We start from the raw sequence: 22312 nt of genomic DNA on the forward strand, positions 1-22312 counted from the left end.
GCGGATGCTGCTCACCATCGACGTCGGCAACACCCACACCGTCCTCGGCCTGTTCGACGGCACGGAGATCGTCGAGCACTGGCGGATCTCCACCGACGCGCGGCGCACCGCCGACGAGCTGGCGGTGCTGCTCCAGGGGCTGATGGGCATGCACCCGCTGCTGGGCGACCTCGGCGGCGGCATCGACGGCATCGCGGTCTGCTCCACGGTCCCCTCGGTGCTGCACGAACTGCGCGAGGTGACCCGGCGCTACTACGGCGACGTCCCCTCGGTCCTGGTCGAACCCGGCATCAAAACCGGTGTCCCGATCCTGGTCGACCACCCCAAGGAGGTCGGCGCCGACCGCATCATCAACTCGCTCGCCGCGGTCCACCTCTACGGCGGCCCGTGCATCGTGGTGGACTTCGGCACGGCGACCACGTTCGACGCGGTGTCGGCACGCGGGGAGTACGTGGGCGGCGCGATCGCGCCCGGCATCGAGATCTCGGTGGACGCGCTCGGCATGCGCGGCGCGCAGCTCCGCAAGATCGAACTGGCCCGGCCGCGCAGCGTCATCGGCAAGAACACGATCGAGGCGATGCAGTCGGGCATCCTCTACGGGTTCGCCGGCCAGGCCGACGGGATCGCCGAGCGGATGGCCCGCGAACTGGCCGACGACCCCGACGACGTCACGGTCATCGCGACCGGCGGCCTCGCGCCGCTGGTCCTCGGCGAGGCGTCGATCATCGACGAGCACGAGCCGTGGCTGACGCTGATCGGGCTCCGCCTGGTGTACGAGCGGAACGTCTCGACGACGTGAGAGCGGTCGGGAACCGCTGACGGCCGTGCCCCGGGCGGAGGGGGCCGCGAGGGAGAGGTGGTACCGCCGACGCACCGCGTATACCGCATTGCGCGAAGTTTGTCCTCTTAGCACTTAAAGTCCACACATGCCCACGCCACACGGAACCCGAGGCGGAATGGCGTTCAGCGCGGACGAAGTGCGCGTGGTGCGGCGCGCCCTCGCGGAGGTGCTGCACCCGAGCCGGACCGCCGCTGCCGCCGCCGTCGTCGCGCCGCGCCCGGCCGAGTACCCACCCCCGGCCGCGTACGTCCAGGACGTCCAGGACTACCTCCGGCTCGCGGAGGCGGTGGACGACGCGGCCTGCGAAGCCGGGCGGCTGCGCGCCTTCCTGCTGGACGAGCTGCGCCGCTATCGGCAGGCGCTGCCCGGCACCGCGGCCGGCTATCTGGAACGGCTCACCGCCGCCCTGACCGGCGGCTACCTGCCCGGCGCCGAGGACCTGGCGGCGCTGCGGCTGCTGCGCTCGCTGCCCTGCGGCGCCCATGAGTACCGGCGGCGCACGGCAGTGCTGCGCCGCTGCGAGACCCTCGCGGAGAACGACGTACGACTGCGCCTGGAGGCCCATATGCCCGCGCCGCGCCGCCTGCTGACCCTGCCGGGGCTCACCGAGGAGCCGGAACCCGACCAGAACCCGCCGTCTCCGCAGCCGCCGGCCCAGCCGGGGAAGGACCAGCCCGCCCCGCCGCGCCGCCGCACTCCCACCCCCGCCGAGATCTGGCCGCCCCACCGCCGGCGCACCCGCAGACCGGACCAGGCCCGTACGGCCTGATCCCGGCGGCCCGGCGCAGGCTCGTGCCGCGCGTCCCGCTCTCGTCCCCGTGTCGCGTTCTCATCCCCCGCGGCCCGCGGCGGCCACCGCGGCCGTCGCGGTGCCGAGGAGGACCAGGCCCGCGGTGGCCGCCACCGCGGCGCTGATCGCGCCGAGGCCGCCCTTGTCGCCGAGCTCCGGGGACAGGTGACCGGCCGGGTCGTGGACGACCTGGACGCGCCGGCCCGTGGCGGTGGCGCAGCCGCGGTCGTCCTGGTCGACCCGGTGGACGGAGCCGTCGGGGAGACGGACCCGGCAGTGGGGGACGAGGCTGCCGTGCGCCCAGGTGGCCACCGGCGTCGCCAGGGTGGCGGCCACCTGTTCGCCGCGGACCGCCAGGTACCACTGCGGGGCGTGCAGGAAGGCGGTGAAGAAGAGGACGGCCACCGCGGCCAGGCCCAGCAGATGGGCGAGGTCGCGCCCGCGCGACTCGGGGGTCCTGACCAGGAGGGCGACCACGCCGACGGCCGCGATGAGCGCCGTGAGCAGGCCGAGCAGCCGGTCGCCCAGGACGGAGGCGGCGCACACGGCCGCCAGTCCCGCTGCGGCGCCGCCCAGCACCCCGGCCCAGCCCGCGGCGACCCGCAGGGCCGGGGCCTGGGCCCGGAAACGGGCCTTCAGCCCCGCTTCCCGCGCCGGGAACAGGCCGAACTCGGAGACGATGTGCCGCACCTGCCGCTCACCGGGCGGGGTCGAGGCCAGCTCGCGCAGTCTCGGCATGTCGAACCCGGCTCGCGCCAGCGTCCTGCGGGTGCGCCCGGACAGCCCGTCGAGCAGCGCGCCGACCGGCCGGTCGTCCCGTTCCGCCATCTGCCCAAGCCCTTCCGTACCCGTCCGGAAGCCCTCATCACCGCGCACCCGATCATGATCGCGTTTTCCCGGTTCCGTTTCCCGCGAGTGTGGACCGCCCGCCGCACCCGGACAACCGAGGGCGGGCAAAAGGGCCACGGGTCGCGTGGCTACGCTTGACCGCATGGATTACGTTTCCGCGATCGTGCCCCCGCTGGTGATGGCGGTCTTCTTCGTCGGCGTCATCGTGACGATCATCAAGAATCAGGGTGGCGCCAACAAGGCGAAGGAGGACGCGGCCGTGGACGCCGCGTTCGCCCGGGCCGAGACGGCGCGGCAGGCGACCCGTGAGAACAATTCGGGCATCTGATCCTATCGGCCCGTAGTATTCCGAGTGTGCCCCGACCGCTGGGAGACCTCGAGGACGCCGTCATGACCCGGGTGTGGCAGTGGAACCGCCCGGTCACGGTTCGTGAGGTACTGGAAGACCTGGCGCGGGAGCGGACCATCGCCTACACCACGGTGATGACCGTAATGGACAACCTCCGCCAGAAGGGCTGGCTGCGCCGCTCGGCCGAAGGCCGCGCTTATCGCTATGAAGCGGTATCGACGAGAGCCGCATACTCGGCCGCACTGATGAACGAAGCCTGGGCCACGAGTGACAACCCCGCAGCCGCGCTCGTCCACTTCTTCGGCATGATGTCACGGGAACAGCGCGAAGCGCTCCGTGACGCATTGCGGGTCATCCAGTCCGTGGACCCCTCCGGACCGCCGGAACCCGAAGGACGATAGCGTCCGCCCATGCCCCTCGTGTCGAATGACGTCACCATCCGCCGCGCCCGCACGGGCGATGTCCGCGCCCTACGACGCCTGCTGGACTCGTATGTCCGTGACGGCATCCTGCTCGACAAGGCGACCGTGACGCTTTATGAGGACATCCAGGAGTTCTGGGTGGCCGAACGGGACGAGGACGCGGCCGTGGTGGCCTGCGGCGCGCTGCACGTCATGTGGGAGGACCTGGCCGAGGTCAGGACGCTGGCGGTGGACCCGCTGCTGCGCGGCAAGGGTGTCGGGCACCTGTTGCTCGGCAAGTTGCTGCAGACCGCACGGTGGCTCGGAGTCCGCCGCATTTTCTGCCTCACCTTCGAAGTGGACTTCTTCGCCAAGCACGGCTTCGTCGAGATCGGGGAGACCCCGGTGGACGTCGATGTCTTCGGTGAGCTGCTCCGTTCCAATGACGAGGGAGTGGCGGAGTTCCTCGACCTGGAGCGAGTGAAACCGAACACCTTGGGTAACAGTCGCATGCTGCTGCAACTCTGAGTGATCCGGTTTGTCCGGATCGCGCTACCTCGACCGAACCTCTTCGCGCAAGGGGTTTGTGTTTTCCGGGGAAAGGCGCTTTGCTTTTACCGTTAATCCGTTTTCGATGAAAGGGAAGCCGGTGGCACAGAAGGTTCAGGTCCTTCTTGTTGACGACCTCGACGGTGGCGAGGCAGACGAGACCGTGACGTTCGCACTCGACGGTGTGACGTACGAGATCGACCTCACCACGGCGAATGCCGACAAGCTGCGCGGCCTGCTCAACCCGTACACGGACAGTGGCCGTCGTACCGGTGGCAGGGCCGGGCGGGGACGCACCAAGGCGGTCCGCGGCAGCGGCGGTTCCGGGCCGGACACCGCGAAGATCCGCGCATGGGCCAAGGAGAAGGGCTACGAGGTCAACGACCGAGGCCGGGTGCCCGCGACCATCCGTGAGGCGTACGAGAAGGCCCACGGCTGATCCTGGCTGCGCGTCCGCAGGGTGATCCGATGGCAGGCCGTCGCCAGGGCGGCCACCAATGCCGGAAGACCGATGGGTGCCGGAAGACCGATGGGCGTCCCCGTCCCATCGGCCCCGCCCGCGACACGGAGCGCGGGCACGGTGGATTCCACGTCGAATCCCGGCCGAGGAGGCCGCAGCCACACCGGCGCAGACCGGTCGTACGCGGCCTCCCGGCGGCCCCACTCGGGATGGGCGGGCGCCCGCATCCGCTGGCCGGCGCCGAGCGCCGTCAGGTCCAGCGGGATGCCGCCCCACTCCAGCCACTCCAGCAGCCCCGGCAGCTCCTCCGCGGTGCCGGCGGCGACCAGCAACCGGATCCGGTGGCAGTCCAGCGCCACCGGCCCGAGCTGATCGGGCCGGGAGAACCGGCTCAGCATCGCGAACCCGGCCTCCGCCGGCACGTCCAGCGCGTCGAAGCGCACTCCGGTGACCAGACCCGGGGGCAGCGACCCGGTGACCGGCCACCCCAGCTCGTGCTCGTACCAGCCCATGACGTATGCAACTGTCCGCCGCGGGCAGGGGTTACGTACCGTCCCGCCCCGCATGCCGTCCGTAGTGGTGAACGCGGGTTCAAACCTCACGTGACGGGGTGAAGTTGTTCGCCCGTAGCGCACTCGCAACCGCCTCGCGGTGTGGATTACGGGCAGGCGAGGGTAAGAAGTACCTAGTGGGAAGGGCTGGTGTTCGAGCAGGTGGGGCGGGCGTTCGCCACGGGCGTAGTTGATAAAGGGGTATTCGCCTGGCCTGCGGGAACATCGTCTCGCACCATCGAGGTTGTGGGAGTGACGTCAGCCGGTAGCGCAGCTTTCCTCGCGAGAGCGGGGGTGATTCGTGAGCGGCGCCGCTGTGCGGGACTAGCATGCGGTAGGACAGGGAGGGGACCGACCCCTCACTGCCCGACCGCTCTGAGGAGCGATTAACGATGTTCGAGAGGTTCACCGACCGTGCGCGGCGGGTTGTCGTCCTGGCTCAGGAAGAAGCCCGGATGCTCAACCACAACTACATCGGCACCGAGCACATCCTCCTGGGCCTGATCCATGAGGGTGAGGGTGTCGCCGCTAAGGCCCTGGAGAGCCTCGGGATTTCGCTCGAGGCGGTCCGCCAGCAGGTGGAGGAGATCATCGGCCAGGGGCAGCAGGCTCCGTCCGGCCACATCCCCTTCACCCCCCGGGCGAAGAAGGTCCTGGAGCTGTCGCTCCGCGAGGCCCTTCAGCTCGGTCACAACTACATCGGCACCGAGCACATCCTGCTCGGCCTGATCCGCGAGGGCGAGGGCGTCGCCGCCCAGGTCCTGGTGAAGCTGGGCGCCGATCTCAACCGGGTCAGGCAGCAGGTCATCCAGCTGCTGTCCGGATACTCCGGCGGTAAGGAGTCGGCCACGGCCGGCGGGCCGGCCGAGGGCACTCCCTCGACCTCGCTCGTCCTGGACCAGTTCGGCCGCAACCTCACCCAGGCCGCTCGTGAGACCAAGCTCGACCCGGTCATCGGGCGCGAGAAGGAGATCGAGCGGGTCATGCAGGTGCTGTCCCGCCGTACCAAGAACAACCCCGTCCTGATCGGCGAGCCCGGCGTCGGAAAGACCGCTGTCGTCGAGGGCCTGGCCCAGGCCATCGTCAAGGGCGAGGTGCCCGAGACCTTGAAGGACAAGCAGCTCTACACGCTGGACCTCGGCGCCCTGGTGGCCGGCTCCCGGTACCGCGGCGACTTCGAGGAGCGCCTGAAGAAGGTGCTCAAGGAGATCCGCACCCGCGGCGACATCATCCTGTTCATCGACGAGCTGCACACCCTGGTGGGCGCCGGCGCGGCCGAGGGCGCGATCGACGCGGCCTCCATCCTCAAGCCGATGCTGGCCCGCGGCGAGCTGCAGACCATCGGCGCCACCACCCTGGACGAGTACCGCAAGTACCTGGAGAAGGACGCGGCCCTCGAGCGCCGCTTCCAGCCCATCCAGGTCGCCGAGCCGTCGCTGCCCCACACCATCGAGATCCTCAAGGGCCTGCGCGACCGGTACGAGGCCCACCACCGGGTCTCCATCACCGACGAGGCCCTGGTGCAGGCGGCCACGCTGGCCGACCGGTACATCTCCGACCGCTTCCTGCCGGACAAGGCGATCGACCTGATCGACGAGGCCGGCTCCCGGATGCGCATCCGCCGGATGACCGCGCCGCCGGACCTCCGCGAGTTCGACGAGAAGATCGCCGACGTGCGCCGGGAGAAGGAGTCCGCGATCGACTCGCAGGACTTCGAGAAGGCCGCTTCCCTCCGGGACAACGAGAAGCAGCTCCTGGCCGCCAAGGCCAAGCGGGAGAAGGAGTGGAAGGCCGGCGACATGGACGTCGTCGCCGAGGTCGACGGCGAGCTGATCGCCGAGGTCCTGGCCACCGCCACCGGTATCCCGGTCTTCAAGCTCACCGAGGAGGAGTCCTCCCGGCTGCTGCGCATGGAGGACGAGCTCCACAAGCGCGTCATCGGCCAGAAGGACGCCGTCCAGGCGCTCTCCAAGGCGATCCGCCGCACCCGCGCGGGTCTGAAGGACCCCAAGCGTCCCGGCGGCTCGTTCATCTTCGCCGGCCCGTCCGGCGTCGGTAAGACCGAGCTGTCCAAGGCGCTGGCCGAGTTCCTGTTCGGCGACGAGGACGCGCTGATCTCCCTCGACATGTCGGAGTTCAGCGAGAAGCACACCGTCTCGCGGCTCTTCGGCTCGCCCCCCGGCTACGTCGGATACGAGGAGGGCGGCCAGCTCACCGAGAAGGTGCGCCGCAAGCCGTTCTCCGTCGTGCTCTTCGACGAGGTCGAGAAGGCCCACCCGGACATCTTCAACAGCCTGCTGCAGATCCTGGAGGACGGCCGCCTGACCGACTCCCAGGGCCGGGTCGTGGACTTCAAGAACACGGTGATCATCATGACCACCAACCTCGGCACCCGGGACATCTCCAAGGGCTTCAACCTGGGCTTCGCCGCCCAGGGCGACACGAAGTCCAACTACGACCGGATGAAGGCGAAGGTCAGCGACGAGCTGAAGCAGCACTTCCGCCCGGAGTTCCTGAACCGTGTGGACGACGTGATCGTCTTCCCGCAGCTCACCCAGGAGGACATCCTCCAGATCGTCGACCTCATGATCGGCCGGGTGGACGAGCGGCTCAAGGACCGGGACATGGGCATCGAGCTCAGCACCGAGGCGAAGGTCCTGCTCTCCAAGCACGGCTACGACCCGGTCCTCGGGGCCCGCCCGCTGCGCCGCACCATCCAGCGCGAGATCGAGGACTCGCTCTCCGAGAAGATCCTCTTCGGCGAGCTGCGCCCCGGCCACATCATCGTCGTGGACGTCGAGGGCGAAGGCGAAGCGGCGAAGTTCACGTTCCGTGGCGAGGAGAAGGTCACCGTGGCCGACACCCCGCCCGTCGAAACGGCGAGCGGCCCGCCGAACCTCTCCAAGGAGAGCTGACGCCCCAGGCGCGGTAGGCACAACGGAAGACGGCTCCCACGCCGCCGGCCCCGGACCCTTTGGCCCGGGGCCGGCGGCGTTCCGGTGTGTCAGAGGACGGTGACACGGGCGTGCGGGAGCCGGTCGGCGTTGAGGACGGTGTGGGAGGCGTGGACCACTACCTCGGTGAGACGGGGGAGACCGACGAGCGGGGCGAGGTCGAGTACGCTGCGACGCCTGGGCAGCAGCCGCACCCGGTCCAGGGCGGGGAAAAGCCGCTGGCATGCGTCGAGCCAGGCCGGGAACGCCGAGGTGGTCAAGGTGAGCTGTGAAACCCGGGCGGACGAGGTGTCCGGCAGCGTTTTCGGTAAGTCCGCGTCGATCCCCAGGACGGTCAGCTCGGGCAGCGCGAGGAGGTCCTCCAGGTCCGTGGCGGTCAGCAGCCCCTGGAAGTTGAATGCTCTGAGGTGCGGAAAGCCGTGCAGGAACATCATGTGGTCGACGTCCGCACCCCGCAGATCGATCTGCGTCACTCTCTCTCGGTCGAAGTAGGACGCGAGGCGGTGCACGGGAACCCAACCGCGTAATTCGATCCGTTCGACCCCGCCCATCCGGGACAGGACTCTCAGCTCCTCCTCGGAGCGTGCCAGGTACACGGTGTCCGCCCTGGGCAGTCGGGCCAGCACCTCTCCGGCGTACTCCTCCCGGTCGACGTTCGGGAGGAAGTTCCGCAGCAGACGGACGCTCTCCGGATTGGCGTGTGCCGCGAACCGGCGGAGAACGGGCACGGCGGCGTCGCCACCGATACGGATCGCCGTCCGGACGACGGACGCCGCCTCGTGGTGGTTGAGCCTGGCCGGGCCCGGAAGCAGTTCGAGCACGATGGCTCCCGCGGCGGCCAGCGCCTCGGCTTCCCGGTACGACCGCGGCGGAATCAGTTGCTCGGCCCTGTCCTTGACCGCCGACCGGACGTCCTGGTCCAGCTCCGTCGCGTGCTCCAGACACGCCATGGCCAGCAGGTGCAGGCGGGCCCGGTGGGTTCTGACGCGGTCGCCGCGGCTGATGATCTTTTTCAGCAGCCGGGCCCGCTCGTCCGGGCGGGCGTGAGCCACCGCCATCCGGATCACGTCCGACCACTGGTCCCGGTGGGCGTTGCGGGTCATGAGGTCGAAATCGCGTTCCTCCACCGCCGCCCGTGCGGCCAGGTAGTCCTGGAACGTGCGGTGAATGAAGTCGACCGCCCCCGCGGCCGGCTCCCGAAGCAGCCCGCTGCGCTCCAAGAGGTACTGGTACACCTCCGCCGCACCGCCGAGGGCGGCGGCCGCGGGCATCGAGGGAAGCGCCGAAGCCACGAGGCTGACCGCGTCGGAGCGGTCCATCTCGGCCTGGTTGTTCTTCACCAGCCAGTAGGCCAGTTTCTGCAGGAGCTGGATCTGCGGGGCCTCGGTGAGCTGGGGTGCCAGGTCGCGTTCCCGGTCGCGGCGGATGAGCAGCATGGACAGCGCCGCGTCGTACAACTCCTTGCGGCCCGTGGGGAGGTAGCCGTTGCGGTCGCGATGGAGGGCGCAGATCAGGCTGCACATCAAGGGGTTGGTCGCCAACCGGGTGAGGTCCGGTTTGGTGTGCAGGGCGTCCAGCAGGCCGTCCTGGTAGCCGTTGAGGCGGTGCAGCTCTTCGGGGTCGTCCGCGGCGGCCCTGCGCGCGGCGTTGTGCCAGCGTTCGACGAAGGCGTCGATGTCACGGCGGCTCATGGGGGACAAGGTGAGTTCCGCGAAGCCCTCATCGGCGAGCCAGTGCTCGGCCACGGCGGACGGACGCGAGGTGACCAGCCAGTGGTTGCCCGGGAACGCAGCGAGCAGGCCGCGCAGCCAGTCCCCGACCCGCTCCCGGGCCCGCTGGTCGATCTCGTCCAGCCCGTCGACCATGACCAGGGCACGCCCGTCCGCCAGCACCTTCTCCGTCCAGCCGGGTGGCCCGGTGAGCGGCACCTCCACAGCCGTGAGGAATTCGCCCGGAGCGGGCAGCCGCTCGCGCCGGGCGATGGTGCTCAGCGGCAGTACGTACGGCACCAGGTCGCGGAGGTAGTGCAGGTATCTGCCGAGTTCCTGCCGGGCGGCGGTGACCGCGAGCCACTGGACGAGCGTGGTCTTGCCGGACCCGGCCACGCCGCGTAACAGCACCCGGTCGTGCCCGGCCAGCGCCTGCTCCGCGGGCACCGGTCCGGCGGACAACGGAACAGCACTGCGCAGGCGGCCGTCTCCCTCGCCGACATCCCGCGGTGCGGCCTCCAGGCTGCAGTAGGCGGCGTCCAGCGGCCACGTGGCGCGCTTGCGGTCGGTCAGGTCGATGCCGAGCATGCGCAGGCTGCCGTGCCGTTGGGCGATGTAAGCGCTGTAGCGCAGCTCGAACCGGGCCGTCTCGTTCAGCGGGGTGGTGAGTACCGGATACTGGTGGTCCTCCAGCACCGTGCGGAAGTCCGGCTCGGCGAGCAGCCGGTGCAGACGGGTGACGGTGACCCTGCCGTGCTGCCAGCCCTGGGGATCCGCGGTGATCAGGCCGAGCAACGCGCCGCCGGCGAACACGGCCGCGCCCGACATGCCGGCCCACGGCGACACGCCGTCGGTCCGCGGCGCGGGCGGGGTGCCGTCGACGGTCAGCACGTCGCGGCCACTGAACAGGCCGGAGCCGGGTTTGTACGTGCCGATGAGCTGTTCGGTGTCGAGACGCCCCTGCCCGTCCCGCTGGACGTACGGGAAGCCGACGGCCCGGCAATCAGGAATCGGATCGAGTGATTCCGTCCGAGCCCAGCGCGCGGGGGTGTCCGAGCGCAGGGCGTTCAACGCGTGGGCCGAACTGAGGAGTGCCACGTCGAGACCGGCCGCCGGGTCGTACCAGGACCCCGCCTTGGAACACGGGCGTTCCTGGCCCGTGCCCGGCACGGCCACGCGGATGTGCTCGTTCCCGTCCACGATGTGCGCGGCGGTCAGTACCAGCCGGGGCGTCAGCAGGTAGCCGCTGCCCTGGCGCCCGCCGCAGCGGACGACCGCCAGGCGTTCACGTACCGGGCCGGTCACCGGGCCACCGCCGCTTCCCTTGTCACGTGCCGTCACGCACCGAATAAGAAGCTGGACGCATCGTCTTCGTCCGGGGCGCCTATCTCCACATGGCCGCCGGTGGCGACGTCCTTGGGCCGAAGCGTGAAGGAGACGGTGTGCGTCCGGCCCGCCGTGCGCGCGGACTCGCCGCCGACCTCCACCACCCACGCCTTGACACCACCCCGTCCGGTCCGGACCCGCTGCAGCTCGACGGTGAAGTCCATGCGGATCTCGCCGACCTCGAAGCGTATGGACTGACCGGCGCCCCGGGCGGCTCCGGTGATCAGGCCCTGGCGAATGGCTTCGACGGCGTCCGCGAGTTCGATGCCGGCGAGGGCCGGCTGCGCGGGGTCGGACGTGGACATGCTGTCCACGGTAGTGGAGGGAATGTGACCCGCGCCACGAATTCCGAGGAAATGGGGGCCCGCGGATTTAGTGCACTGTTGCCCCGAGGTGATGTGTCCCACGTGACCTGGCCCACTTACTAAACGGAATAGTGGGCGGTGGGCGGCACATGCCGCGGGCGGGGGCGCGGCGGTGCGGGAGGGGAGGAGGCGGAGCCCGTATGTCCGGCTTGCCCTCACTCCGAAGGGGGTGCAAAACGGGCCATCGGCTGGTTTTCGACTTCCCGAAGGGTTGTACGCGAAGGAGTCCGGTCTACGGCCGGGGTTAGTAATAGGGGCTCTTGTCGCCTCACGGAATGGCGGGATACCAAGGATTGGCAACGGGCCGCAGCCGGATCTGTTGCTCCCCCCATTCAGTGAGGTTATTTCTCCATGCGCAAGAACTCGACGATGAAGAACCGCACCCCGAAGTCCGTCACCCGCGGCCGGGTCGCCGTGGTGACCGGAGGACTGGTCGCGGCGATCGCGCTGGGGTCCACGGCGGCGCTTGCCGCCGGCGCGCAGCAGCACGAGGGATTCCTCGCTGCCGGGACCACGGGCAGCGTCTCCGAGGTCGTGCAGAAGCAGGCCACCGAGCAGCAGGTCGCCGCCGCCAAGGCGAAGGCCGCCGCGGCGAAGGCGAAGGCCGCCGAGGTGGCCGCGGCGAAGAAGGCCGCCGCGGCGAAGAAGGCAGCAGCGGACGCCAAGAAGCGGGCTGCCGCGAAGGCCGCCGCCGACCGCAAGGCGCGGACCGCGTCCTGGGTGTCGCCGACCACCGGTTACGCGCTGGGCGCCAGCTACGCGCAGTCCGGTTCGCACTGGGCGCACAAGCACTCCGGCCAGGACTTCGTGGTCTCCACCGGCCACACCGTGCGCGCCGTGCACGGCGGCACCGTGGTCGAGGCCGGCTGGGGCGGCGCGTACGGCAACAACATCGTGATCCGGCACGCCGACCACACGTACTCGCAGTACGGCCACCTGTCGAAGCTCGGCGTCCACGCCGGCCAGAAGGTGACCACCGGCCAGCGGATCGGCCTGTCCGGCTCCACCGGCAACTCGACCGGCCCGCACCTGCACTTCGAGATCCGCACGAGCCCGTACTACGGCTCCTCCCTCGAGCCGACGCACTTCCTGCGGGCGCACGGCGCGAACCTGTGAGGGAGTACGTGACGGCGGGCAGCCCGTTGCACGCGGTGCACCCCCTCGCGGGCGGCCCGTGAGTACGGTCTCCCCTCCGCGAGACGATCGAGGGCGACTTCGAGGACGGCCACGCGCCTCTCCTCGGGGTCGCCCTCGACGTTGCCCGGCACGGCGGTCCGAGGCCGCCCCGGTGATCGCGGGCCGGCCCTCGGCGGCAGGCCGAGGCCCGCACGACCGCGGAGCAGGCCCGTACGGAGGAACCCACGGGCGGTGGGCCGCGTCACACCGGCATGGGATACGGGGTTGGGACAGCAGCGGGGGCGCTGGTGGCGCTGGCCGCGGTGGCCGGGTGTGGCGGAGGAGGGACCGAGGTGCGGGCGTGCAAGGACATCGGTGCCGAGTCGGGGGTGTGGGTTCAGGTGACGGACCCGGAGCCCGGGGTGGTGTACCGGGTGTGTGCGGGGCACGTGTGCGGTGAAGGCAAGGAGGGCGGCCGCGGCTCCGGGCCCCACGGCGTGTTCCTGTGGGTCCACCTGCCGGACTCCGTGGGCGCCACACAGGCGTCCGTACGGTTCACCGCCACCCCCGACGGAAGCACCCGCCCCACGGCGGACGAACGGGCCACGGTCACGCTGAAGAAGGTCCAGCCCAACGGGCCGCACTGCCCGCCCGCCGCGTATCAGGGCGGACTCACCTACTCCCGGGACAAGGGACTGGCGACCGGGACGCCGAGTAACGGAGCCGGGGCCGGGTGGGGCCTTGTGGGGCAACCCGGTTGAACCGGGCGGCGGGTGCGGCTCAAGGCGGTGGGTGACGACGGCCGGCCGGGCCGCCCGCGCTATCCCGGCAGCCTGTACACGCCGTTCGCGAGCGGTTCCACCAGGCCGTCCTCGACCAGACCGTCCAGGGCCCGGGCGCGCTGCACCGGTTCGTGCCAGACCGCGTCGAGGGCCGCCTGCGGTACGGGTTCGGTGGACGCGCGCAGCACGGCGAGCAGCCGGCCCCGCACCTGGCGGTCGGTGCCGGCGTACGTCTGCCCGCGGCGCGGGGGTCCCTGGTGCGGGGGCGAACCCGCCAGCCGCCACGCACAGCGTGCCGCCACCGGACAGGGGCCGCACCGCGGGGACTTGGCGGTGCACACCAGGGCGCCCAGTTCCATGGTGGCCGCCGCCCACCGCGCGGCCGTCGCCTCGTCCGGCGGGAGCAGGGCGCCCGCGGTACGGCGCTCGGCGGCCGTCGTCGCGTTCGGCGGGTACTCCACGCCGGTGACCAGCCGGGCGAGGACCCGCCGTACGTTGGTGTCGAGTACGACGTGCCGCCGTCCGTACGCGAACGACGCGACGGCCGCCGCTGTGTACTCGCCGACCCCGGGCAGTGCCAGCAACTCGGCGTGCTCCCACGGGACTTCGCCGCCGTGCCGTTGCGCTATGGCGGTCGCCGCCGCGTGCAGCCGCAGGGCCCGGCGCGGATAGCCGAGCCGCCCCCAGGCCCGGACCGCCTCGCCGGGGGCCTCGTCGGCCAGGTCGGCCGGGCGCGGCCAGCGGGCCAGCCAGTGCGCGTGCACCGGCAGCACCCGGCTGACCGGGGTCTGCTGCAGCATGAACTCGCTGACCATCACCGACCAGGCGCCGGCGTCCGGGCGGCGCCACGGCAGGTCGCGGGCGTGCGCGTCGAACCAGTCGATCACCAGATCGTGCAGCACGGTGACGGCGGGGGGAGGCACGGCGGGCGCGGGGGCGTCCGTGGCGGCGGGCGCCGGGGCCGGCGTGGCAGCCGGAGCGGAGGCGGGCGTCTGCGGCCGGGCGGAGGCGTCGCGGAGGTCTGAGCTCATGGCGCTTCCGATCCTCGCACATGCCACGGACAGCCACCGGTCACCGCCGCCGGCGTGACGACCCGCTCCGGTAAACGTGATGATCCGCAAAGACCGGGCGCCGAGCGGCGGGTGTTGCGACGGCGCACGGGCGATCTCCCCTAGAGTGCGTCTGTGGGCTCTGTGCGCAATCCCGTGGGACCTCTGCCATCTTCCATTTACTGGCGGCGGCGGGTCGTTCTGCTGTGCCTGCTCGCCCTGGTGGTCGTGCTCGTCGCCGTCGGGCTCAACTCCGGGGGCGGGGGTGGGGACAAGGGCAACGGCGCGCCCGCCGGCACGCACACGCCGATCGCCACGATCACCGCGGGACCCGACCCCACCGGCACCCACATCTCCGGCCGGCCCGGCGGCCGCAACACCTCACCGGGCGACAACGGCTCCGCCGACGGCGGTGCGGCGGGCGGCAGTTCGGGCGGCGGTACGACACCGACCGGCGATCCCACGGCCACCCCCTCCGACGGCGGCGGTGCCTCCTCGGCGGGCGTGACCGGCGGCTCGGACGGCTCCGGCACGACCGGCGGGTCCGGTACCACCTCAACCACCGGCGGCCCGCTCCCGGCCGGCTCCACCCTGCCCGACTGCGACCCCGGTTCGGTCTCGCTCGCGCTGACCAGCGGCCAGAACTCGTACTCGCCGGAAGACACCCCCACCTTCCAGGTGCGTGCCACCAACTCCGGCGCCACCTCCTGCAAGCTGGACTTCGGACCGCGCCAGGCCGTCTTCACCATCACCGCGGCGGCCGACAGCGACCACGTGTGGGCCTCCGACGACTGCCCGGCCGGCGGCTCGTACCTGCTCCAGGTGTCCGCGCACGGCGCGACCACGTACACCCTGCGCTGGGACCGGAAGACCTCCTCGCCGCAGTGCGCGACGCCCAAGGGGCAGCAGGCCGGGCCCGGTACGTATCTGGTGCAGGCGGAACTGCCGGGTTACGGCCCCAAGCAGGTCTCGTTCGTGCTGGCCGCGGACTGAACCGGGGCCTGGGACGATCCCGGCCCGGACCGGCGGAACGATTCCCTACACGTACCGTTCCAGGATCGAGGACTCCGCCAGCCGCGACAGCCCCTCCCGTACCGAACGGGCACGGGCCTCACCGACGCCCTCCACGGCCTGGAGGTCGTCCACGCTCGCCGCGAGCAGCTTCTGCAGGCCGCCGAAGTGCTCCACGAGGCGTTCGATGACGGTGTTGGGCAGCCGCGGCACCTTCGCCAGCAGCCGGTAACCGCGGGGGGAGACCGCGGAGTCCAGCGATTCGGGGGAGCCGGTGTAGCCCAGCGCGCGGGCCACCGTGGTCAGTTCGATCAGCTCGCTCTGCGGCAGCGCGTCCAGCTCGGCCAGCGCCTCGGCCACGGTGCGGCTGCGCTTGGCGGTCGGCTCCGGTACGTAGTCGCGGGCCACCAGTTCCCGTTCGGGCTCCACGCCCGCGATCAACTCGTCGAGCTGGAGGGCGAGCAGGCGGCCGTCGGTGCCCAGCTCGACCACGTACTCGGCGATCTCGGTGGCGATCCGGCGGACCATCTCCAGCCGCTGGGCGACCGCGGTGACGTCCCGTACCGTGACCAGATCCTCGATCTCCAGCGCGGACAGGGTGCCGGCCACCTCGTCGAGCCGCAGCTTGTACCGCTCCAGGGTGGCCAGCGCCTGGTTGGCGCGGGACAGGATCGCCGCCGAGTCCTCCAGCACGCGGCGCTGCCCGTCCACGTACAGCGCGATCAGCCGCATCGACTGGCTGACCGAGACCACCGGGAAGTTGACCTGCTTGCTGACCCGGTCCGCGGTGCGGTGCCGGGTGCCGGTCTCCTCGGTGGGGATGGTCGGGTCGGGGACGAGCTGCACACCGGCCCGCAGGATCTTGGTGATGTCCTTGTCGAGGATGAGCGCGCCGTCCAGCTTGCACAGTTCGCGCAGCCGGGTCGCGGTGAACTCCACGTCCAGCACGAAGCCGCCGGTGCACAGCGACTCGACGGTCTTGTCCATGCCCAGCACGATCAGGCCGCCGGTGTTGCCGCGCAGGATGCGCTCCAGGCCGTCACGCAGGGAGGTACCGGGGGCGACCGCGCTCAGCGAGGCGCGCATCAGCCCACCGTCGGCGCCAGGACCTCCGCCGGACCTTCCGGCAGAGTCCCCTGCTGCCTTTCGGGCCGGGGCCGTGCCCCCTGCCCGGTCGTTGGCTGCCACTCTGCAATCCTCCGGTAGCTACGGATGCGCCTTGCCCGCGGGTGCGCTCTGGTGCGTGATGTCGACTGGTGCTGCCTGGTGCTGCCTGGTGCTGCCTGGTGGTGCTCGGCGGTGCCCGCTGGGCGCGAGGCGAGACCAGGGCAAAGTTTACGTCGTCTCCGGCGCGGGACGCGGGGAAGGCGGCCGCTTGGGAGCCGTGACACGCCTCTGACCAGGCATGACGGGCGCGGTGCCGGTCCGGAAGAGGCCGTTTCAAGGGGGCGGGAGCGGGTTCCACGGGCGCGGGGGCGGTGGGGGACGAGTCCTTACGCGCGCGGGGCACGCTTGGGGAGGGCCCGCAGGGCGTCCCCTATGTCCGACACCTCGATCACCTTCATGCCCGCCGGGATCCTGCCCGGGTCCGGCGGCACCAGGGCGTGCGTGAAGCCGAGCCGGTGTGCCTCGGAGAGCCGGCGCTGCACTCCGGTGACCCGCCGCACCTCACCCGCGAGGCCCACCTCGCCGATCGCCACCAGGTTCTTCGGCAGCGGGGTGTCGATGGCGGCGCTGGCGAGCGCGAGGGCCACCGCGAGGTCGGCGGCGGGCTCGGAGAGCTTCACCCCGCCCACCGTCGCCGTGTAGATGTCCTGCTTGCCGATCGACCTGATCCGACCGCGCTGTTCGAGAACGGCCAGCATCATCGACACCCGGGAGTTCTCCAGACCGGACGTCGTACGGCGCGGTGAGGGGATCTGGGTGTCCACGGTCAGCGCCTGCACCTCGGCGACCAGCGGCCGGCGGCCCTCCAGGGTCACGGTCAGGCAGGTGCCGGGCACCGGCTCGTCACGGCGGGTCAGGAAGAGGCCGGACGGATCGGCGAGGCCGGTGATGCCCTCGTCGTGCAGTTCGAAGCAGCCCACCTCGTCGGTGGTCCCGTACCGGTTCTTCACCCCGCGGATCAGGCGCAGCCGGGCGTGCCGGTCGCCCTCGAAGCTGAGCACCACGTCCACCAGGTGCTCCAGCAGCCGCGGGCCGGCGATCGCGCCGTCCTTGGTGACGTGGCCGACCAGCAGCGTGGACATGCCGCGTTCCTTGGAGGCGCGGATCAGGGCGCCGGCCACCTCGCGGACCTGGGCCATGCCGCCGGGGGCGCCGTCGATCTCGGGGGAGGCGACGGTCTGCACGGAGTCCAGGACGAGCAGGGACGGTTTGACGTCGTCGAGGTGGCCGAGGACGGCGGACAGGTCGGTCTCGGCGGCGAGGTAGAGGTGGTCGGCGATCGCGCCGATACGGTCGGCGCGCAGCCGCACCTGGGAGGCGGACTCCTCACCGGTCACGTACAGCGTCGGGCCCTGGGCACTGGACGCCTTCGCGGCGACGTCGAGAAGGAGGGTGGACTTGCCGACGCCGGGTTCGCCGGCCAGCAGGACGACGGCGCCGGGGACCAGACCGCCGCCGAGCACCCGGTCGAGTTCGGGCACGCCGGTGGTGCGGGCCGCGGCCTGGCGGCCGTCGACCTGGGCGATCGGCCGCGCGGCGGTGGTCACCCGGCCCGGGGCGGTGGTACGCACGGCCGACGCCGCGCCGAACTCCTCGAGGGTGCCCCACGCCTGGCACTCGCCGCACCGCCCCAGCCACTTCACCGTGGTCCAGCCGCACTCGGTGCAGCGGTAGGAGGGACGGTCCTTGGCGGCGGGTTTACGGGTGGCCATGCGGTTCACCGTAGCGGGCAGGTCGGACAACGGGGGCGGGCGGCAATCCGGGAGCTGGATACGGGAGCGGCACGCACCGGCACACACCGGTGTGAGCTGCGGTTGTACCGCGCGGCGCTTTCGGGGGCGCGCGCCGCGGAGATCGCGCACACACGCGCCTCTTCACTCGTACGCATGACTGGCCCGTCCGGTTTTGCCACGGATCACTACCCATAAGGATTAATGCGGGCCGGGAGTGGTGAACCCGGCGCTCCACCGCCCTACCGTCGCTCCGGTGATGAGCAGGCAGGAGACCCCCAACGCCAAGAGCACAGGCACCAATCGGACCACCGGCGCGCACCGGAAGCACCGAGCGCCGGCGGACCGGGACCGGGAAAGGGAAAGGGAAAGGGAACGCGGCCGGGATGGGGAGCGCGGCCGGGCCGGGGACCGGGCCGACGACCGGCACCGCGCGGGCGGCCGGCGACCGCACGGCACTCTGCCCATGCAACCGCCCGGCCACTACGAGGCGTATCTCGACGGCCTGTTCACGTACTGCCTGTCCATCCTGTGCGAGCACGACGCCGCCTCCTCGGCCCTCGGCGAAGCGCTGGCCGTCGCCGAACGGCAGCGGGCCAGACTTCGCGATCCCGCGCTGCGGCGGCCCTGGCTGTACGCGCTCGCGCGGTGGGTCTGCCTGCGGCGGCTGGCGGCGGGCGCTCCCGCCCCGCCCCGCCTCTCGGAGGCCGCGGCCGAGTCCCGGCGGGCCGAAATCGCCGCGCTGGCCTGGCCGGAGGCGGCCGGCACCACGCCCGAGCAGCGCGAGGCGCTGGAACTCGCCGTACGCCACCAGCTCCTGGCCGCCGAGGTCGCGCACGTCCTGGGGCTCGACCCGGAAGCCGCCCGCTCGCGGCTGGCCCGCGCCGCGTGCGAGGTGGAGCGAACCCGTACGGCGCTGGCGGTCGCCGACACCGGGCGCTGCCCGGCGGTCCGCCGACTCGCGGGCGGAACAAGGATGGTGCCCGGTACGGCGCCGCGCGCGGAGCTGGTGCGGCACGTGGACGAGTGCGAGGTGTGCCGCAGCACGGCCGAGCGGGTGGTCGCGGCCGGGCCCTGGCCGGGTACCGCCACCGACGCCACGGCCGTCCTCGCGCTCGCCGCGGCGGACCGGTCGGCCGCGTACGCGGCCCTGCTGCACGCGATGGACGCGGGGCTCGGGCGGACCCGGGACGCCACCCCGCGGTTCGACCGGCGGGGCTTCCCGCTGGACTTCAAGGACCGGGCCGCACGCCGGGCCCAACTGCGGCACCGGGCGGTCACCTCCACGGTGGTCGCCGCGGTGGTGGCCGCGCCCGTGCTGGCGATCTGGGCGGCCTACCGGGCGCAGCCGCTGGGCGAGGGTGCCACCGGCGGTGAGCAGCCCCACGCGGCGGCGAGCGAGCCGGACGGCTTCGGCGGTGTGCCCTACCAGAAGGCGGGCAGCGCCCGTCCCTCGCCCCGGCCGTACGCCACCGCGCCGGCCTCCCCGCCCCCGGGCGAACCGGGCGCCCCCACGGTGGCCGTCGCCACGGCGCTCACGCCGTCCGCTTCCGCCGACCCCGCAGGCGCCGGGTCCCTCACGGTCACCGCCCGCTCCTCCGGTGGCACCACGGCGGTCACCCTCACCGCGTCCGGCGGCGCCCCCGTCCACTGGTCCGCCACCACCCGCGCCTCCTGGCTCCGCCTCTCCGCGACCTCCGGCTCCCTCCGCCCCGGAGCATCGATCACCCTCACCGTCACGGTGGACCACACCCAGGAACCCTCCGGCCCCTGGGCCGCGACGATCACCTTCTCCCCGGGGGCCGCCGAGGTCACCCTCCGGCGCACCTCCCCCCACTCCCCGCCGCCCAGCTCCTCTCCCCCCACCCCGACCTCTTCGCCCTCCTCGTCCCCGTCCCCTTCCCCGACGCCCACGCCGCCCACGGAGACCCCGACCGACTCGGCATCGCCTTCGCCAAGCCCGACCGGCACGTAGCCGTCAGCCGCGGACTCCGAGCCGCCGACGGCGGGGGGAGACGGGTGTACGACCCCGGGCGAGCCCGCTCACCCACCGGTCGGCCCACGGTGACGTGGCCTTCGAGACGTCAAGGTGCGGATTGCGACTCCACCGCCCGGGCTCCCAGCACAAGCCGGTCGATCCGGTGGAGGCGGCGGTGTGGCGCCCCCGATTGCGCGTACGCAGGGGTGCTAGGCGGGGAGCTCGCCGGTCTTGACGGCGGCTATGAAGGACGACCAGCCGGCCGTCGGGAAGACCAGTGCGGGGCCGTGGGGGTCCTTGGAATCGCGGACCGGGACGCCTGCGGGGTGGTTGTCCAGAACCTCGACGCAGCTGCCGCCGTCGCTGTTGCTGTGCGACGACTTGCGCCAGCCGCTCAGCATGGCCGAGTCATGGATGATGCGCTCAGTCATGATGTCCGTATTCCTTCGCAATCGACCTCATCAAGGCGAGTGACTCCTTCAACGGGAGTGCGTCGCCCAAGGCCAGATCGTATGTGCCCTGCAGGCGCTGGACCAGGGCGGGAAAGTCATGGACCTTCCCCATGAACACGCCTTCGCTGTAGGCGGCCGGCGGTTGGTCCTCGAACCACATCAGCGTCATCATGCCCAGGAGCAGGGAGTGCGCGCCCAACCCGAGGGGCAGAACGTGCACGCGGATGCGCTCGCTTTCCACCAACGCGATCATGTGCGTGATCTGGTCCGCCATGACCTCCGAGCCGCCGACCGGACGGCGGAGCACCGCCTCGTCCAGCAGCGCCCACACTACCGGCGACACAGGGTCGTTGAGGATCTTCGCCCGCTCAAGTCGTGTGACAACGAGCCTGTCACATTCCTCGGCACTCCTTGGAGGGAAACCGACGCGGAGAACCGCACGCGCGTACGCCTCGGTCTGGAGGATGCCGGGAACGTAGGAGAGCGCGAACTCACGGATGACCGTCGCCTGTTGTTCGAGCTGACGGGCCGTCTCGAAGTAGTCGGCGACCGCCACGTTCTCATGCGGCAGGAAGTTGCTCAGCACGTTTCCCGTGTTCAGGGCCTTGTCCAGGCGCCGCGCGTCCTCCTTCGACGGGATGCGGCGGCCCGCCTCGATGTGGGCGATGTGCGAACGCGTCATGATCGCCGCGTCTGCCAACGCCTGTTGCGTCAACCCCGCTGCCTCGCGCTGGGCCTTCAACCAGTCCCCGTAGTTGTTACTCACCGTCAACTCCCGTGTGCCGGAGCACGTATCACCTGCTACCCACTGGCGAGCCTAGACGTTGCGGTCTCACTGTGTGAGTGGATCGCTACACAGCGATGCCCACACAAAGGACCCCCGCGGCTGCTGGAGGCAACCCGGGGGCATGGCCACCAACCCACAGGAGTTGACGACGTGCCGCACTGTATCTCCCGCCTCTTCGAGCCGCTGCTCCGGCTTCTATTGCCAGCACCGGGCCGCCACCGGTCACCCGAGGCAACCCCCGCCCCGCACTCCACCGCGCCCCGAGCCGCCGTACCGCCGCCCCTCGTGGCGCCCCGCGCCGCCGTACCGCTGCTGCGAGGTGAGGACGCCCCGCTCGTCCGGCCGTACCTCCTCGCCCATGAACGGGGGCGCGAGGAGGCGCGGCGGCAGCGGGCGCGGCGGCGCGCCCTGTGGCTCGCGGTGCACGGCATCGACCTCGGACCGCGCGTCATCCACGGCGTCGAGGTGACCGCGTGAACGTCCAGACCAGCGGCACCGTACGTCTCCTGCCGTGGGCCACGGCCGACGGCAAGCCCTGCTACCTGCTCGGCGGCGGAGCCGGTTACGTGTCCCGCGTCGCCGACAACATCGAGAGCGTGCAGCTCGGCATGGCGGCCGACCTCCTCGACCACGCCGCCGACCTGCTCGCCGACCGCAAGGCCACCGCGCCGCAGGTGGACTTCCTGGCCCGCCGTCTGGCCGAGTCCCTGCGCGACGTCCACCGCATCGCAGAAAGCCGCGGCGCCCGCCTTTCTGCACCGGGGGAATCCGACGACCCGGCGGACTGCCCACCGTGACCCCGGCTGGGGCAGGGCCGGGGCCCCGGGAGCCGCAATCCCCTCACGCCAGGCGCAGCGCTTTCGCTCTCCTGATGTCGGGGTCGTTCGGCCCGTAAAGGTCGCGTCCGCGGAGTGGTGTAAATGATCTCGACGCGGGATGCCGTGAGTGATCTTATGCGGCGTCGGCGGCCGGTGTCACCGTCGGCGCGGTGACGGTCCGGATCTGGGTCGGGGGTTCTAGCAGGGCTCGGCGCAGG

General features: G+C 71.6%; 22 protein-coding genes. 13 read left to right on the plus strand and 9 right to left on the minus strand.

What is annotated here, in order from left to right:
- The first annotated feature begins 4 nt into the window (after positions 1–4).
- Positions 5–799: a type III pantothenate kinase gene (locus VIW71_RS04200; protein ID WP_331620582.1), complete on the plus strand. Its 795-nt coding sequence runs from the start codon at positions 5–7 to the stop codon at positions 797–799.
- Between the two features lie 157 nt (positions 800–956).
- Positions 957–1610 carry a hypothetical protein gene (locus VIW71_RS04205; RefSeq protein ID WP_331620583.1) on the plus strand — a complete coding sequence of 218 codons (654 nt, stop codon included), beginning with the start codon at positions 957–959 and terminating at the stop codon, positions 1608–1610.
- 60 nt (positions 1611–1670) lie between these two features.
- Here VIW71_RS04205 and VIW71_RS04210 read toward each other — a convergent pair whose 3' ends face one another.
- Positions 1671–2459 carry a hypothetical protein gene (locus tag VIW71_RS04210; protein WP_331620584.1) on the minus strand — a complete coding sequence of 263 codons (789 nt, stop codon included), beginning with the start codon at positions 2457–2459 and terminating at the stop codon, positions 1671–1673.
- A gap of 163 nt (positions 2460–2622) precedes the next feature.
- Between VIW71_RS04210 and VIW71_RS04215 the strand changes: the two genes are divergently transcribed.
- The 4 genes from VIW71_RS04215 to VIW71_RS04230 all read left to right on the plus strand — a co-directional run bounded on the left by VIW71_RS04215 (position 2623) and on the right by VIW71_RS04230 (position 4218).
- Positions 2623–2808: a hypothetical protein gene (locus VIW71_RS04215; protein WP_331620585.1), complete on the plus strand. Its 186-nt coding sequence runs from the start codon at positions 2623–2625 to the stop codon at positions 2806–2808.
- A gap of 26 nt (positions 2809–2834) precedes the next feature.
- On the plus strand, positions 2835–3230 hold the full coding sequence (locus VIW71_RS04220; protein ID WP_331620586.1) for a BlaI/MecI/CopY family transcriptional regulator: 396 nt from the start codon (positions 2835–2837) through the stop codon (positions 3228–3230).
- A 9-nt stretch (positions 3231–3239) separates the two neighbouring features.
- Positions 3240–3758 carry an amino-acid N-acetyltransferase gene (locus tag VIW71_RS04225; protein WP_331620587.1) on the plus strand — a complete coding sequence of 173 codons (519 nt, stop codon included), beginning with the start codon at positions 3240–3242 and terminating at the stop codon, positions 3756–3758.
- 121 nt (positions 3759–3879) lie between these two features.
- Positions 3880–4218: a histone-like nucleoid-structuring protein Lsr2 gene (locus VIW71_RS04230; RefSeq protein WP_331620588.1), complete on the plus strand. Its 339-nt coding sequence runs from the start codon at positions 3880–3882 to the stop codon at positions 4216–4218.
- Here the strand turns inward: VIW71_RS04230 and VIW71_RS04235 are convergent.
- The gene (locus VIW71_RS04235) at positions 4149–4751 is read right to left on the minus strand and encodes an SCO3374 family protein (protein WP_331620589.1); all 603 of its coding nucleotides are present in this window, start codon (positions 4749–4751) and stop codon (positions 4149–4151) included. The genes VIW71_RS04230 and VIW71_RS04235 overlap by 70 nt on opposite strands.
- 431 nt (positions 4752–5182) lie before the next feature.
- Between VIW71_RS04235 and VIW71_RS04240 the strand changes: the two genes are divergently transcribed.
- Positions 5183–7705, plus strand: a complete 2523-nt coding sequence (locus tag VIW71_RS04240; protein ID WP_331620590.1) for an ATP-dependent Clp protease ATP-binding subunit — start codon at positions 5183–5185, stop codon at positions 7703–7705.
- A gap of 89 nt (positions 7706–7794) precedes the next feature.
- Here the strand turns inward: VIW71_RS04240 and VIW71_RS04245 are convergent, their stop codons facing one another.
- Both VIW71_RS04245 and VIW71_RS04250 read right to left on the minus strand, forming a co-directional pair.
- On the minus strand, positions 7795–10794 hold the full coding sequence (locus tag VIW71_RS04245) for an NACHT domain-containing protein (protein ID WP_331620591.1): 3000 nt from the start codon (positions 10792–10794) through the stop codon (positions 7795–7797).
- Entirely contained in the window at positions 10791–11144 is a 354-nt protein-coding gene (locus VIW71_RS04250) for a trypco2 family protein (RefSeq protein WP_331620592.1), read from the minus strand. The genes VIW71_RS04245 and VIW71_RS04250 overlap by 4 nt, the downstream gene beginning before the upstream one ends.
- Before the next feature lie 411 nt (positions 11145–11555).
- On the opposite strand from VIW71_RS04250, the gene VIW71_RS04255 reads away from it, so the two are divergent.
- Positions 11556–12320: a M23 family metallopeptidase gene (locus VIW71_RS04255; protein ID WP_331620593.1), complete on the plus strand. Its 765-nt coding sequence runs from the start codon at positions 11556–11558 to the stop codon at positions 12318–12320.
- A gap of 353 nt (positions 12321–12673) precedes the next feature.
- Positions 12674–13081: a hypothetical protein gene (locus tag VIW71_RS04260; protein WP_331620594.1), complete on the plus strand. Its 408-nt coding sequence runs from the start codon at positions 12674–12676 to the stop codon at positions 13079–13081.
- Between the two features lie 59 nt (positions 13082–13140).
- Here VIW71_RS04260 and VIW71_RS04265 read toward each other — a convergent pair whose 3' ends face one another.
- Entirely contained in the window at positions 13141–14133 is a 993-nt protein-coding gene (locus tag VIW71_RS04265) for an A/G-specific adenine glycosylase (protein WP_331620595.1), read from the minus strand.
- Positions 14134–14286: 153 nt separating this feature from the next.
- On the opposite strand from VIW71_RS04265, the gene VIW71_RS04270 reads away from it, so the two are divergent.
- Positions 14287–15144, plus strand: a complete 858-nt coding sequence (locus tag VIW71_RS04270; protein WP_331620596.1) for a hypothetical protein — start codon at positions 14287–14289, stop codon at positions 15142–15144.
- Positions 15145–15189: 45 nt separating this feature from the next.
- Here the strand turns inward: VIW71_RS04270 and disA are convergent, their stop codons facing one another.
- Positions 15190–16350 (minus strand): DNA integrity scanning diadenylate cyclase DisA, encoded by a 1161-nt coding sequence (gene disA / locus VIW71_RS04275; RefSeq protein WP_414720650.1) that lies wholly within the window; start codon positions 16348–16350, stop codon positions 15190–15192.
- A 305-nt stretch (positions 16351–16655) separates the two neighbouring features.
- Positions 16656–18041 (minus strand): DNA repair protein RadA, encoded by a 1386-nt coding sequence (gene radA, locus VIW71_RS04280; protein ID WP_331620598.1) that lies wholly within the window; start codon positions 18039–18041, stop codon positions 16656–16658.
- Between the two features lie 277 nt (positions 18042–18318).
- Between radA and VIW71_RS04285 the strand changes: the two genes are divergently transcribed.
- The gene (locus VIW71_RS04285) at positions 18319–20034 is read left to right on the plus strand and encodes a BACON domain-containing protein (RefSeq protein WP_331620599.1); all 1716 of its coding nucleotides are present in this window, start codon (positions 18319–18321) and stop codon (positions 20032–20034) included.
- Positions 20035–20246: 212 nt separating this feature from the next.
- On the opposite strand, the gene VIW71_RS04290 is transcribed toward VIW71_RS04285, so the two are convergent.
- Complete coding sequence (locus VIW71_RS04290; RefSeq protein WP_331620600.1) at positions 20247–20468, minus strand: DUF397 domain-containing protein; 222 nt, start codon at positions 20466–20468, stop codon at positions 20247–20249.
- The gene (locus VIW71_RS04295) at positions 20461–21255 is read right to left on the minus strand and encodes a helix-turn-helix domain-containing protein (protein WP_331620601.1); all 795 of its coding nucleotides are present in this window, start codon (positions 21253–21255) and stop codon (positions 20461–20463) included. The genes VIW71_RS04290 and VIW71_RS04295 overlap by 8 nt, the downstream gene beginning before the upstream one ends.
- 171 nt (positions 21256–21426) lie before the next feature.
- On the opposite strand from VIW71_RS04295, the gene VIW71_RS04300 reads away from it, so the two are divergent.
- Entirely contained in the window at positions 21427–21753 is a 327-nt protein-coding gene (locus tag VIW71_RS04300; RefSeq protein ID WP_331620602.1) for a hypothetical protein, read from the plus strand.
- Positions 21750–22073, plus strand: coding sequence for a hypothetical protein (locus tag VIW71_RS04305; RefSeq protein WP_331620603.1), 324 nt, complete (start codon positions 21750–21752; stop codon positions 22071–22073). The genes VIW71_RS04300 and VIW71_RS04305 overlap by 4 nt, the downstream gene beginning before the upstream one ends.
- Positions 22074–22312 lie beyond the last annotated feature (239 nt).

This window comes from Streptomyces sp., from assembly GCF_036524955.1.
Classification (GTDB): Bacteria; Actinomycetota; Actinomycetes; order Streptomycetales; family Streptomycetaceae; genus Actinacidiphila.